Below are 13,554 nucleotides of genomic sequence, written 5' to 3'. Positions count from 1 at the left end.
CTTCAGGGGCGCAAGCTGCTGCAGAGCCGTCGGATCGCATCGGGGTGGCTGATCAGCTGCTGGTGGGTCCAGACGGGGATTTCCTCACACCGACCCAGCGGCAGAACAGCTCTCCAGCCGGGGCAGACCATCAGATCCCAGCGGCAAAAGAAACTTGAGCACTCGATCCCAGCCAGGGCATCGGGTTGGCGATTCAGATCCCGCAGCAGGCGACTACCCACTTTCATGTCTGCCGCACCGGCCAGCAGCGGGCGAGGAATCATCTGAGCGGCAAGGGTGCCCTGCTGCGGGCTACCCACGCTGAAAAAGCGTCGGGTGCGCTGTGCTCCCCCCAGCTCCTGCAGCCAGATCCTGCCGATCACGCCCCCCATCGAAAACCCCAGAAGATCGACTTGGGTGTCTGCCCCGAAGCGTTGCTGAATGTGCAGGTCGAGGCGCGAGGCCAACTGCCGCAGGGGAACCCAACCCAGACCATGGGACAGATGCGGCGCCAGCAACGGGCGATCCGGCTGGTCCAAACCCTGAATCAATCGGTGAAACAGGCGGGGCGTGTCCCAGAGACCATGCACCAACACCAACGGGATGCTCACAGGGCTGATCTGCCGCCATGGCGCGAGCGTTCCACGAACACCCGACCGTTAAATCCTGGAACCGGTGCAGCACATTTGGTCAAGCGCAGCCACATCGGCATGGCCCCATACAAGGATTCCAAGCGATCCAGCATCTGCTCGCTGAAGTGCTCGATCGTGAGGCAACGAATCTGCCGGGACAGATCCTGCAGGGCCTGAATGGCCAGGCTGTAGTCCAGGCTCCGGCTCAGATCGTCGGCCACGGCAGCAGCCTTCAGATCGAACTGGACACTGAAATCAAGGCTGAACCACTGGCCATCCCGGCGTTCGTGTTCCAACACCCCGACATGGGCCCACAACCGAAGCTCCCGCACACCGATGCAATCCATCAGAGCGGCCGATCGATGTGGGTGAAGACGCGGCTGCCGTTGGCGTAGTCAGCAGCGATGTGGCCCTCGCCGCGCAACCGATAGCGATAGGTCACCAACCCTTCCAGGCCAACAGGTCCCCGGGGAGGAAGGGTTTGGGTGCTGATGCCAACTTCAGCGCCGAATCCATAACGGAACCCATCGGCGAAGCGGCTCGAGCAGTTGTGATACACCCCGGCGCTATCCACCGCCGCAAGAAAACGATCAGCCGCCTGGGCATCCTCCGTCAGGATCACCTCGGTGTGACGCGACCCGTAGGAGCGGATGTGATCGGCGGCTGCCTCGAGATCATCAACCAGCTTCACCGCCAGGATCAGATCCAGATACTCCGTGCTCCAGTCCTCCTCCGTGGCCGCTTCCGGCACGCCAAGGGCCACGCTCTCGGAATCGCCCCGCAGTTTCACGCCAGCAGCAGCGAAGGCCGGCAGCGCAGCGGCAAGAAAAGGCTGGGCAATGGAGCGGTGAACCAGCAAGGTTTCAATGGCGTTGCAGGCGGCGGGGTACTGGCTCTTGCTGTCCACCGCCACGCGAACGGCTTTCGCGATGTCGGCCGCCGCATCCACATAGAGATGACACACCCCATCGGCATGGCCCAGCACAGGAATGCGGGTGTTGTCCTGGATGAAGCGCACCAGCTCGTTGCTTCCCCTGGGGATGATCAGATCCACAAGGCCATCAAGACGCAACAGGGCCAGGCTTTCCTGACGGGTGGTGAGCAGCGCCAGGGCATCGGCAGACACCGGACTGGCCGCCAGGCCTGCCTGCAGGGCATCCATCACAGCCTCATTGGTGCAGCGGGCTTCACTGCCCCCTTTCAACAGAGCGCCATTGCCCGAGCGGATCGCCAGGGAGGCGATCTGCATCACCGCATCCGGCCTGGCTTCGAAGATCACACCCACCACCCCGAGCGGCACGGAAACCCGTTCCAGCACCAAGCCCTGGTCCAGCTCCCGGTGCAACTGACGGCAACCCAACGGATCGCTGAGGCTTGCCACCTTGCGCACGCCATCAATGGCCGCAGCCAATTTGATGTCGTCCAACTTCAGCCGCGCCATCAAGGCCGGTGCCAGCCCCTCGGCAGCAGAGCGTTCGAGGTCTTCACGGTTGGCCGCAAGGATGGTTGCTGCGCGCTCAGTCAGCGCATCCGCCATGGCCTGGAGCGCCAAGGCCCGCTGGCCGTCATCGGTCTGCCCCAGATCAACAGCAGCACGGCGGACAGCCGCGGCACGCTGCAACAGCGCGGCGGAAGGCTCTGGAACGCTGGACATCAAGGCAATCAATCTGGAGCCATCATCCCGTTCAGCCGCTGTAGAGCGAGCCGCGCTGCCCCCAGTCGTCCAGCACCATTGCCCAGGCATGCGGCTTCGATGCGTAAGCCCTCCCGCGAGACGGCCTGAACCCGCGACTCCACCTCGCGGCGCACCGCTGGCAGAAAGTGGCGGGCGGCACCCGCCAGGCCACCACCCAGCAACACCAACTGCGGCGTGAACACATACACCAAAGAAGCGACGCCACAGCCCAGGCGCTCGCCGTAACGGCTCCAAACCTCCAGGGCCGCAGGATCACCGGCATCGGCCTCCGCACTGAGCTCGCGGGGGTCGCGATCACACAACCGCCGCAGGCCCGTGATGCTGGCGAACTGCTCCAGAGAGCCACGGTTGCCGCTGTTGCAGGCAGGACCATCGGGCTGCACCCCGATCAGCCCTGGTTCCGCTGCAGCGCCGTTATGGCCGGTAAACAGCTCCCCCCTCAAGATCACTCCACCTCCCACACCGGTGCCGAGGGTGAGCAGCACCACATCCTCAACACCCCGGGCGGCCCCAAGCCAGGCCTCGCCCACAACCGCACAGTTGCCGTCATTGGCCAGGGTGACCTGGCGATTGATCCGCGACTCCAGCCAATCCGCCAGCGGCACGTCCTCCCAGCCGGGCAGGTTGATGCAGACCCGGGCCACCCGGGCCGCCGCATCCATCGGACCGGGAAGTCCGACACCGACCGCCTGAGCCGCATGCCCGGGATCGATCTGTTCGATCGCCTCACACAGGGCCATCGTCACCGCACCAGGCACCGCGGGCTGGGGTGTGGGGCACTGTGCTTCGGCCATCACCGTGCCATCAGCACGAATCCGAGCCAGCTTGATCGCCGTTCCCCCGAGGTCCACCCCAATCACCTGCACGTCAGGCATTCCTCAGAACCGGAAGAACACCTGCAACTGGCTCTGCCAGGTGCCATTGGCATCCATGGCCGCCGAGACAGACGTCGTTGGCGTTAAGCGATAGGAAACGGTGGCCTGCGGAGGCACGTCGGTTGTATTCGGTGCCATAAGCACGGAGAGATCGAACTTGTCGGTCAACGCCACACCGAACTCCGTCACCACTGTGAGTGTTGGCGACACCCGGCCGGAGGTGCGCTCCTTCTCCGATTTCACATCGGGATTGACGTAAGTGGGGAAAATCGCCACCTGGAGCCGCTGCCCCATGGCATCGGTCAACGTGCCGAGCACAGGGGAGAGCAGCGATTGGCTCAGCATCGTGGCCAACGCAGCGCCACCGGTTCCGCCCAGGGAAGCCAGGGAATTTCCACCGATCAGGCCCAACAACTGCTGCTCGCTCATCGGTGGGGAGCTGCGAAGAACAAGGTTTTCCCTGTTCACCAGACGGTTGGCCGGCCCTGTGGCCTGGACCATGACCTTCACCAGACGGAGCTGACCACCCTCGGCGTAAGCGCTGCCCGTGCCATTCGAAGCAAACAGATTGGCGCTGGTGATCTGATCGCTGGTGCCCGCGCTGATGGTGTCAGAAACCTTGGCTTGCATCGCGATATCCACGTAGGGGACGAGCCCCAGCGAGGGTGTGAACACCGCTGCATTCGCTGCCTGCGGATCCAAACGCAGTGGCGCAAGGGGGGGGACCCAGATCCTGCCGGAATTGAGTCGGATCAAGCCCCGCGCCTCCAGAGAGGGATCCAGGGGGCCGTTCAAGGTGAGAGCACCTTCACCCTTGAAGCGGATCCAGGGGGGCATCTGCACCTCGATATCAGGGCCGAGGGCAAGCCGAAGATTCTCAAAGCGGATGGCCGGCAGTGACGGCATGAACCGCTGCAGCTGATCCGGACCCTGGATGGTTCGGTTGGGGCCCATCAGGACCAGAGGTTCCTGGAAGTCCCACTGCTCCGCCAGCAGTTGCATCACCGAGTCGGCACCGGGACGCACCTCCTCTGAGGGGCCCTCGACACCGTTGGAAACCATGGATCGAAGTCCACCCCGTCGCAGCCGTCCGAAGAACCCTGACTGCGGCCGCAGCGTGCCTCGTGACAGGGCCAGATTTCCCGAGAGCACCGGCTGCACCAGGGCGCCGGAGACCTGCAGTTCGCCATCGGCCTGGAACTGCACAATCGGCTGACGAATCTGACCTTGACTGAGTTGCAAGGTGAGCGGTGAACCATCGCTTTGGGGACTGAACAAGCCCAGGGTTCCTGAACCGCGCAACACGCCACCGCGACCCACCTCGGCCTCAAGCCGTTGCACCTCGACCTGATCGAAGTCGAACAGGATCGAAGCGTTGATCCGGCTCAGTTCCTGTTCACCGATGCTGAGGTCTCCATTGCTCACCACCACAAAGCCATTGGCCTGGGGTTGGTTCAAAGGCCCGCGCAGCAGCAGCCGCAGATCCGTGCTCCCCTGCTTGGCGGTGAAGGACTCCCCAGCGAGGACCGACAACACGCCCAGGGCATCCCCATGGCTTTCCAGCCTCAGATTCAGGTCGGCATCGGGATCAAAAGGAACCGTCCCGGTCACGGTGACAGCTTCCTTGCTCTCCCCTCCCTTGAGAGCCAGATCCAGACGGATCAGCTCGCTGTCAACGATGACTGATCGCTGCTCCAACGTCAGGGGCTGGCCCGCCAGGCTGGCGGAGTCGAGCAGCAGATCGGAAACCAGCAGAGGAGCCGCTGCGCTGAGGTCGTAGCGGCCGCGGATGCCGATGCTGCCGCGAAGCTGCTGCGGCACAGGCGCCAACAACGCCAGGAGGGAGATCGGAACCTGCAGCAGGGAGAGGTCTCCGGATCCACCGAACAACGAGCCGCGAAGCGTGGCGACCACCGGTTCAAGCTGGAGTGCCTTGGCCTGGTCATCCCCCTCAATCCACAGGTGTGCCTTGGCGATCAGCTCGGCCTTCAGGCGCTTGGGATCGGGCCCCTTGATCGTTCCCGACAGATTGACCCGCCCTTCCAGGCGCTCCAGCTCAGGTCCCTTGGACGGATGGGCCAGGGCGTAGGCCTCGAGAGCCCGGCGCGATTCCGCCAGAGCTCGCAACTGCCCATCAAGGGAACCGCCGAAGGTATTGATGAATAGGGTTCCGAGATCCTCAGCACGCTCGGGAGCAAGACCCGGACGGGGGTCGCTCCCTCTCAGCTGACGAGCAAGAAGTGTCAGCCAGGTCACGTCCAGGCCTTCGGCCTTTATCGCGCTGTGCATCCGCCCACCCAGGTCGCCACGGGCTTTCAGCTGAATGCTGCCCTGCAGAGGAGTGAGCGCCGCATCGGCCTGAAAACGACCATCCGTCAGGACGCCCTCCACCTCAACGCTCTGCATGGCAACACCCGCCAGCGAGGGTTCAGCAATGGAGGCAGAGCCACGGATCGCAAGGGGGCCCATGGCCAGGCGACCTGCACCCGTCAGCTGGCCCGCCGCCGCTTTGGGCTGGTTAGCCGGCGGGACGATGAAACGAAGGCCATCGATGTTGAGATCTGCCGCACTCCACCGGTAGCGACGTTGATCTCCACCGGGCGCCAGTCCGTCCAAGCGCAACTGCCCCTCACCACGGTCCAAGCGAACGATCTGGGGCCAGGCATCTGCATTGAGAACGGCCTCGAGCGTGCCGGGCACGCTGGGCTGCTGGGCCGCCATCGCCAGGCGAGCACCACGGCCCAGTTCACCGTTGAGACGTCCCGTCCAGCGCTCGGGTATCTGCAACGCTCCGAAGCGAGGTTGATCCAGCATCAGGCTGATGTCGGGCTGCAGCGCCGACAGCGGACCGTTCACGCGCCCCCGCGCTGCGACTTGCCCCCCCAACGGCATCCCGATCAAGGGGGTGAAACGGCTCAGGTTGAGGGGTTTGAGTTCAAAGCCGCTCTGAAGTTCACCAACTTGCAGCTGCCCCTGCGCCAGCTGCAAAGGCAGGCGCGCTTCCGCCCGCAACACAGGACTGGTGAAGCGATCCAGCACCAGCGCGGAATCCTCCGTGGACCATCGGCTCAGAAACGACCATTGATCCAGCAGCGGGTTGGCTGCCTGGCCAAGCTTCAGGCTCAGCTCCGGTGAGGCCAATTCACCACTGACGTTGACGGCTCCAAGGACCGGAGCGGTTTGGCCCAGTCCGGCCTGCAGAGACGGAACCGCAGACCAGAAGCGGGGAGCGATCTGCAGCTCCGTGCTGCGCAGATCCAGTTGGGATCCAATCGTCCCGGCCAGTCCGAAGCGCAGTCCCGGGGCACTGAGGCGCAGGCTGTCCACGGCAACAGAGGGTTGCTGGTCTTGCAACCAGGGGGTGCGCCAGGCTCCCTCCAGCGTCAGGGCTCTGTTGAGCCCCATGGCCTCAGGCAACTTGATCTCACCATCAACACTCCACCGGGGCTCCACCCAGGGGCCCTGGATCCTGAGCTTCAACCGATCCTTGCTTGCAGAGCTGAGGTCTGAGCTGTGCACCTCAGCACGGAGATCAAAGCTCTTGTTGAGGGCGACAGAACCTGAGGCCCGAGCTTCAAAAACTCCGAACCCCAGTGTTGCGGGCTCCAGCGTCAGTTGATCGCCCTTGCAGGCGACGCTGAGACGATTGCTGTTCAGCGAAGCAAGCTTGAGACGCTTGAAGCTGAGCCCACCTCGGCAGTTCAACGCGCCGTCGGCCCAGCCGATCTGAACATCTCCCTCCAACGTCCCGGAGGCGTCCAGCTCCTGAGCGGGGGCGATGACGGCCGCCAATGGTTTCAGCTTGAGCCGATCCAGCCGAGTTCGAAGTTTGAAGCTGGGGCGATCCCAATGCCCTTGACCGTCCAACCGCAGGGCCCCTTCACGCTCAACCCAGCGAAGTTCCGATGCGGTGCTGAAAAAGGCCTCCCCGAGCCGAACCGCGCCCCGGCTGCGGAGTTCAAGGGTCTGCTGCTGAGGGCCGAAACGAATCAGCGCAGGGTCGGCCAAGCGGTACTGCACGCCAAGCCGCGGCAGGGCGCCGTCGCCGCTCGGTGATCCGAAGGTCCAGTAATTCCCAGTCTCATTGGCCTGCAACTGGCCGCGCAGCTTGTGCACCGTGATCTGCAGAACCGGCTGCAGAAGCCGAAGACTCGCCAGCGGAGCAAAGCTCACCTCCAGCCCCGCCAGGCTCAGCTCAGAGCGATCCGCCGCCGCCGGCAAGATCCGAGTCGGCCCAATGGCAATCCCCAAGCCCAGGGGGCGAAGACCCTCATAGGGACCAATGTCCACGTCGTGGCCCAGAGGGCCTGAAAGCGTGCGCTCCAATCCGGGGCGCACGCTGCTCAGGATGCGTTCGGCAGCACGGTCTAGAGCGATGAAGCCCGCTGTTCCAGCCCCGATCAGAACCAAACCGGTTGATACCAACCAAACCCTGCGCCGCGTTTTCCCCATCAGACGCGGCGGCCACTCCGGAATCTCGCGCAATATAAGGAGACTGTTTTCAGTCCACCAGACCCCATGGCTTTCGATCAGCTGCTGCTTACTGCCGCTCCCTGGCTGGGTTGGTCTGGGCTTGGGCTTGGCGCGCTGACGGCCATTGCCTTCCTCACCAAGTGGGGCATTCGTTTTCGACTGGTTGGTGTCAGCAGCTTCACCCTGCTGCTCGCGGTGAGCTGCTGGGCATTCGGCGTGAGCTACACCCCACCAGTGGTGGTGGAAGGTGCTGTACGGGCACCGATCGTTTTCGACAACGGCAATGACCTGGTGGTGGCGCAGGTTCCAGCCGATCTAGCTCCAGACACCGTTCAAGCCACCCTGGAACAGTTGGAGGGCAACCTGCGCGGCTCCGGTCGTTCCAGCAACACTGTGCTGGTGCGGCTGCGCGGAATCCAGACGGAAGGCGATGGCCTGGGCCGGCCCGTCATTCTGGGCGAGGTGAGCAAGACCTTGCGTTGATGCCAGGCTTCAACGACGCGATTGAGGAACTCCCCCAGTCGTTCCGCAGAGAAAAACAGGAGCTTGATCGAGCCGGCATCAACCGCTGGTCCCGCATCCGTGATCTGACGGATTTGGAGCTGAGCCAGCTCGCTCGCAGTGGCCAGGCTTCAGCCCGAAACCTGAAACGGCTGCGGGGTTTGGCCGACTTGGTTTGCAGTTTGAATCTGCCTCCCCAGGACGCCGCGCTGCTGATGCATGCGGGCATTGCCACGCCCACCGCTCTGGCGGCGTGCACCCCAGAGCGTCTCGTGCGCCAGACCGGGAGGCTGGAGCGCAGCCTTGGAACCAAACGGCCTGCTGTTGTTGATCTACGGGTTGCTGGCGATTGGATCCGACGCGCGAGGCAACTGGCGAACTGACCCCAGCAGCCCTGACTTGAAGTCCAATTCTGCGTATGAGTGGTTTATGGGCTTGAACCTCCTACGCACGGCTCTGGTCGCTCTAGCCCTCACTGGGTCAGCTTCACCCGTCGGTGCCGCAGATTCGGACTTGCTCAACAGCGTCAAACGCAACCCTGAAAAAGCGAAGGCGATGTGTCGTTCATTCCGGCAGATGAATGCCGACGGCAAATCCGCCTACTCCAAAAAAGCGACACGCAAGGTTGCTGAGAGTCAGAACCTGACCTTTCAGGATGCGGAGATCCTTGTGACCTACGTCGTGGGGATGCATTGCCCCAATGTGCGCTGAGAAGGGCATCGTTTCCAGCCGCTCTGCAGCGCTGACGCTTGCCGATGGAGTTGTGCTGCGGTCACGGCTGTGGCACCCAAGTGGTGAAGGCCCCTGGCCAGCCCTGCTGATGCGGCAGCCCTACGGGAACCGCATCGCCTCAACCGTCACCTACGCCCATCCCCGCTGGTGGGCTTCCCATGGCTTTCTGGTAGTCATTCAGGACGTGAGAGGCCAGGGGGAGTCAGGAGGCAGCTTCGGGGGGTTTGGTCAGGAAGCAGCCGACACCAGCGCCACCCACGCCTGGGTGCGCCAGTTGCCGGAATGCAATGGACGCCTGGGGGCCTACGGGTTTTCCTATCAGGGGCTAACCCAGCTCACGGCAACGGAATCCGCGCCACCACCGGATTGCACCGCCCCAGCCATGACCGGATTGGACGAACGCCGTCACTGGAGTTGTGAAGGCGGTGCCCACTGGTGGCATCTGGGGCTGGGATGGGGGCTACAGCTCGCCGCTCTTCAGGCCCAGCGACGAGGAGACGCGGCGGCCTGGCTGGAGATCCGCCGCAGCCTGGAGGAGAACCGCTATTTGCGCGACGGGCCAGCCCTGCTGGAGCGCCATGACCCCGAAGGCATGGCTTGGAGATGGATGCAAAGCGACCCCCGCAATGATCAGCAGTGGACGGTTCATCGCTCACCGGCAAGCTGGCTTCAACGGCCGATGCTGTTGATCGGTGGATGGTGGGATCCGCATCTGGTGGGCCTTTTGGACCTCTGGCATCGCAGCCAGCTCGCCGGGGGGCAGCCTTGCCTTCACATCGGGCCGGCCTCCCATCTGCAGTGGTGGCCTGAAACCCAGCAGCTGATGCTGCAGTTCTTCCAACAGCATCTGCAGGATTGCCGCCCGCAGGAGCCGAAGCCCAGTCACCAGCTCTGGAACATCACCCAGCATCAGTGGGAGGCAATCCCCGCACCCGGCACCAGCGGGCCGGCGTCATGGGGACTGCGCACCCATGGACTGGCCTGCATCGATCCAAGCGACGGTGGACTCGTGGCGAGTGGGGAAGGAGAAGGCAGCGTGGTCATCGTTCATGACCCCTGGCGACCGGTTCCGGCCATCGGTGGACACTTGGGGACAACCCCTGGCCCCGTTGATCGCTTGGCGGTGGATCAACGCAGCGACGTCGCGACATTCACCTCTGCTCCCCTGGTTGAGGAGCTTCTGCTGTCGGGTCAACCGTCACTCCTGCTGAACGCCGAAGCGGACCAACCCGGCTTTGATCTCTGCATCAGCCTGTCCCGCCTGCCTGCAAACGCCAACAGCGTTGAACAACTCAGCACGGGAGTGGTGCGCGTTCGAGGAGAGGAGGCCTTGCAGCCAGCCAGGCGCAGCGTGACCCTCCAACCACTGCAGGCGACCCTTGCTTCCGGCGATCGGCTGAGGCTCTCGATTGCCGCAGCAGCTTGGCCTGCCATCGCCGTCAACCCTGGCCACGAAGCCGTGCCCTGCGGCGCACCAAGCCCAGAGCATCATGTGGTGACGCTGACACTGGAACTTGCTGACTCCACCCTGCAGCTGAACCCCTTTGACTCCGGCAGACTGCGGCTCGACTGATGGTTGTGCCTTGAAGCTCTCCGCTGCCCTGCTGGCCCTTGCTCTGTCAGCCCCCATGGGGGTGATCAATCCCGCAGCAGCAGAGGACCTCACCAGAACTGAACTCAGCCCGGCCCAAGCAACAGCGGCGGCTGAACTGCTTCTGGACGCCCTGAAAAACCGCCAGGGAGACGTCATGCATGACGCTCTCGCCACCCCGGTTCAGGCCAGTGTTGATGTGAAGACCGTCCAGGAACGCCTGGACCAACGCATGGCCATCGAGGCGACACGCGTTGTCAGCGTGATTCCTGGATACAACACGACAACCATTGATGCTGTCGTGACCACGGCATCCGGTGACGAAGGGATGCTGATGGTGCTGGATGAAGACGGCAAGCTGCTGGCCTGGAAGTGGACTGACCAGATCAAGCCGATCGAGACAACGGCCGTCGAATTCGCCCGCGATCTGGCAGCAGGGCGCTGGGTAGCAGCTCGATCCAAGATGTCTCTGCAATTGCAGGAAGATCTGGCCCCCGGAGACCTGGAACGCAAATGGACCAAGCTCAGCCGGACGTCGGGGGGGTTCCGCAAGGTCAAAGACGCCGTGATCGCCCATCAGGGGGGCGAACAACAGCTGGTGCTGGTGGCTGTCAGCTTCGGCAAGGCCACAACCAACCTGTTCGTGATCTTCGACGAACGCGGTCGGATCACCAACGTCGACATTTCCCGAGACTTCGTCTGATCAACAGCGGATCTGTTTCGTAAATCAGGCTTAACATCACGCCCAATTCTCAGGTCTCCCATGGGTGTCGCCGCAGTCCTCGACTGGATGGTGCAGGACGGCGAACGGTTGGCGAATTGTCGCCATGACCACCCGTTTGCGGTGCTTGGTCCTCAAGCCTCGGATCAAGGATGGACCGTGCGGATGTGGATGCCGGAAGCTCAATCGGTCTCCCTGCTGCAGGCTGGCGAAGAGATCGCCATGACCACGCCAAACCACCCCTGGGTGTTTGAGGCCCAGGTCAGCCAAGACCCCGGATGTCACTACCGGGTCAGGGTTGAGCGTGGCGGAATCGTGCATGAACAGCACGACCCATGGGCCTTCCGTGGTGAGTGGATGGGCGAAATGGATCACCATCTGTTCGCCGAAGGCAATCACCACCACATCTGGCAAAAGATGGGTGCCCACCTCACCGAGCGTGACGGGATCACCGGTGTGATGTTCTGCCTCTGGGCTCCCAACGCTCTCACCGTCTCGGTTATTGGTGATCTGAACTCATGGGATGGCCGTCACCACCCCATGCAGCAGCGTGTCGGAGGCATCTGGGAACTGTTTGTCCCCGGACTCGAGGAGGGACATCTCTACAAATACGAAATCCGCACCCAGGACGGTCACTGTTACCAGAAGGCTGATCCTTACGGCTTCCAGCACGAGGTTCGCCCCGACAACAGTTCCGTCGTGGCACGTCTGAACGGATTCCAATGGTCCGATCAGAGCTGGATGCAGAAGCGCGACAGCAGCAATGCGCTCGATCAGCCCATCTCGGTGTACGAGATGCACCTGGGCAGCTGGATTCACGCCTCAGCGGACGAGCCCTGGATCCAACCCGATGGAACCCCACGCCCACCTGTCCCTGCGGCAGACATGAAGCCCGGGGCACGGTTGCTCACCTATGCCGAGCTCGCTGATCGACTGATTCCTTATGTGAAGGACAGGGGATTCACCCACATCGAGGTGATGCCGATCACGGAGCACCCCTTCGATGGGTCCTGGGGATATCAGGTGACGGGTTGGTACGCCCCGACCAGCCGCTACGGAACGCCCGATGAATTCAGAGCGTTCGTGGACCGCTGCCACGCTGAAGGCATCGGCGTGATCATCGACTGGGTTCCCGGTCATTTCCCGAAGGACGCCCATGGATTGGCTTTCTTTGATGGCGCACATCTCTACGAACACAGTGATCCCCGAATCGGGGAACACAAGGAATGGGGAACGCTGATCTTCAATTACAGCCGCAACGAGGTTCGCAACTTCCTTGTTGCCAACCTCATCTTCTGGTTCGAGCAGTTCCACATCGATGGAATTCGCGTGGATGCTGTGGCCTCGATGCTCTATCGCGACTACCTGCGCCCTGATGGGGAATGGCTCCCCAATGAAAACGGCGGCCGGGAGAACACCGAGGCGGTGCGTTTCCTCCAGCAGGCCAACCACGTGCTGTTCCAGCACTTCCCAGGCGCCCTCTCCATCGCGGAAGAATCAACAACCTGGCCGATGGTGACGCAGCCCACGGACAGCGGCGGTCTCGGTTTCAACCTCAAATGGAATATGGGTTGGATGCACGACATGCTCGATTACTTCGAGCTGGACCCGTGGTTCCGCCAGTTCCACCAGAACAACATCACCTTCTCGATCTGGTACACCTACACCGAGAACTTCATGCTGGCCCTGAGCCACGATGAAGTGGTGCATGGGAAGAGCCATCTCCTGCACAAGATGCCGGGAGATGATTGGCAGAAGTACGCCAACACCCGGGCGTTGCTCTCCTACATGTGGACCCACCCCGGCAAGAAGACGATCTTCATGGGGATGGAATTCGGCCAGCGGGCTGAATGGAATGTGTGGGGCGATCTCCAGTGGGATCTGCTCAACTACGAGCCCCACAAGGGCATCCAGCGGTTGGTGGATGACCTCAACGTTCTCTACAAAGCAGAACCGGCTCTCTGGCGGGACGACTTCGACCAGTTCGGCTTCCAGTGGATCGATTGCAACGACAACCGCCACTCCGTGATCAGCTTCATGCGTCGGGAGAGTTCCAGCGGCACCTGGCTGGTGGTGGTGTCGAACTTCACGCCCCAAAGTCACTCCCACTACCGCGTGGGCGTTCCGCTCTCCGGCTTCTACGAGGAGATCTTCAACTCCGATGCAGCCAAGTACGGGGGAAGCAACCTCGGCAACATGGGTGGCAAACCAACGGACGAGTGGGGCATCCACGGTTACGAGAATTCCCTTGATCTCTGCCTGCCACCGCTAAGCCTGATGGTGTTCAAGCACGATCCGAAGCGCAGCCTGAACAGCAGCGAGCCTGACAACATCGTGTGACGAACGTGATGACA

General features: G+C 62.7%; 11 protein-coding genes. 6 read left to right on the top strand and 5 right to left on the bottom strand.

What is annotated here, in order from left to right:
- Positions 1–2: 2 nt before the first annotated feature.
- Genes SynA1562_RS04980 through SynA1562_RS04960 form a run of 5 tightly spaced genes read right to left on the bottom strand, consistent with a single transcriptional unit; the run spans position 3 to position 7,634 of the window.
- Positions 3–590: a triacylglycerol lipase gene (locus SynA1562_RS04980; protein ID WP_186494991.1), complete on the bottom strand. Its 588-nt coding sequence runs from the start codon at positions 588–590 to the stop codon at positions 3–5.
- Positions 587–958, bottom strand: a complete 372-nt coding sequence (locus tag SynA1562_RS04975) for a dihydroneopterin aldolase (RefSeq protein WP_186494990.1) — start codon at positions 956–958, stop codon at positions 587–589. Before SynA1562_RS04975 ends, SynA1562_RS04980 begins: the two co-directional genes overlap by 4 nt.
- Positions 958–2,265 carry a glutamate-5-semialdehyde dehydrogenase gene (locus SynA1562_RS04970; RefSeq protein WP_186494989.1) on the bottom strand — a complete coding sequence of 436 codons (1,308 nt, stop codon included), beginning with the start codon at positions 2,263–2,265 and terminating at the stop codon, positions 958–960. The genes SynA1562_RS04975 and SynA1562_RS04970 overlap by 1 nt, the downstream gene beginning before the upstream one ends.
- Before the next feature lie 8 nt (positions 2,266–2,273).
- Positions 2,274–3,182 carry an ROK family protein gene (locus SynA1562_RS04965; RefSeq protein WP_186494988.1) on the bottom strand — a complete coding sequence of 303 codons (909 nt, stop codon included), beginning with the start codon at positions 3,180–3,182 and terminating at the stop codon, positions 2,274–2,276.
- 3 nt (positions 3,183–3,185) lie between these two features.
- Positions 3,186–7,634: a translocation/assembly module TamB domain-containing protein gene (locus tag SynA1562_RS04960; RefSeq protein WP_255445740.1), complete on the bottom strand. Its 4,449-nt coding sequence runs from the start codon at positions 7,632–7,634 to the stop codon at positions 3,186–3,188.
- Between the two features lie 66 nt (positions 7,635–7,700).
- Here SynA1562_RS04960 and SynA1562_RS04955 point away from each other — a divergent pair, with 66 nt between their 5' ends.
- The 6 genes from SynA1562_RS04955 (at position 7,701) to glgB (ending at position 13,540) form a co-directional block, all read left to right on the top strand.
- Positions 7,701–8,138, top strand: coding sequence for a Ycf51 family protein (locus SynA1562_RS04955; protein ID WP_186494987.1), 438 nt, complete (start codon positions 7,701–7,703; stop codon positions 8,136–8,138).
- The gene (locus tag SynA1562_RS04950) at positions 8,138–8,539 is read left to right on the top strand and encodes a DUF4332 domain-containing protein (protein WP_186494986.1); all 402 of its coding nucleotides are present in this window, start codon (positions 8,138–8,140) and stop codon (positions 8,537–8,539) included. Before SynA1562_RS04955 ends, SynA1562_RS04950 begins: the two co-directional genes overlap by 1 nt.
- 130 nt (positions 8,540–8,669) lie before the next feature.
- A complete protein-coding gene (locus tag SynA1562_RS13150; protein ID WP_156783163.1) occupies positions 8,670–8,867 on the top strand; it encodes a hypothetical protein in 198 nt (65 codons plus the stop codon).
- Entirely contained in the window at positions 8,857–10,461 is a 1,605-nt protein-coding gene (locus tag SynA1562_RS04940) for a CocE/NonD family hydrolase (RefSeq protein ID WP_186494984.1), read from the top strand. Before SynA1562_RS13150 ends, SynA1562_RS04940 begins: the two co-directional genes overlap by 11 nt.
- A 10-nt stretch (positions 10,462–10,471) precedes the next feature.
- Positions 10,472–11,182 carry a DUF3887 domain-containing protein gene (locus SynA1562_RS04935; RefSeq protein ID WP_186494983.1) on the top strand — a complete coding sequence of 237 codons (711 nt, stop codon included), beginning with the start codon at positions 10,472–10,474 and terminating at the stop codon, positions 11,180–11,182.
- A 60-nt stretch (positions 11,183–11,242) separates the two neighbouring features.
- Positions 11,243–13,540, top strand: a complete 2,298-nt coding sequence (glgB, locus tag SynA1562_RS04930) for a 1,4-alpha-glucan branching protein GlgB (protein WP_186494982.1) — start codon at positions 11,243–11,245, stop codon at positions 13,538–13,540.
- Positions 13,541–13,554: the final 14 nt, after the last annotated feature.

Source organism: Synechococcus sp. A15-62 (genome assembly GCF_014280075.1).
Lineage (GTDB): Bacteria > Cyanobacteriota > Cyanobacteriia > PCC-6307 > Cyanobiaceae > Parasynechococcus.
Note: the sequence above shows the minus strand (reverse complement) of the source record. Positions and strands in the feature narration are given on the sequence as shown.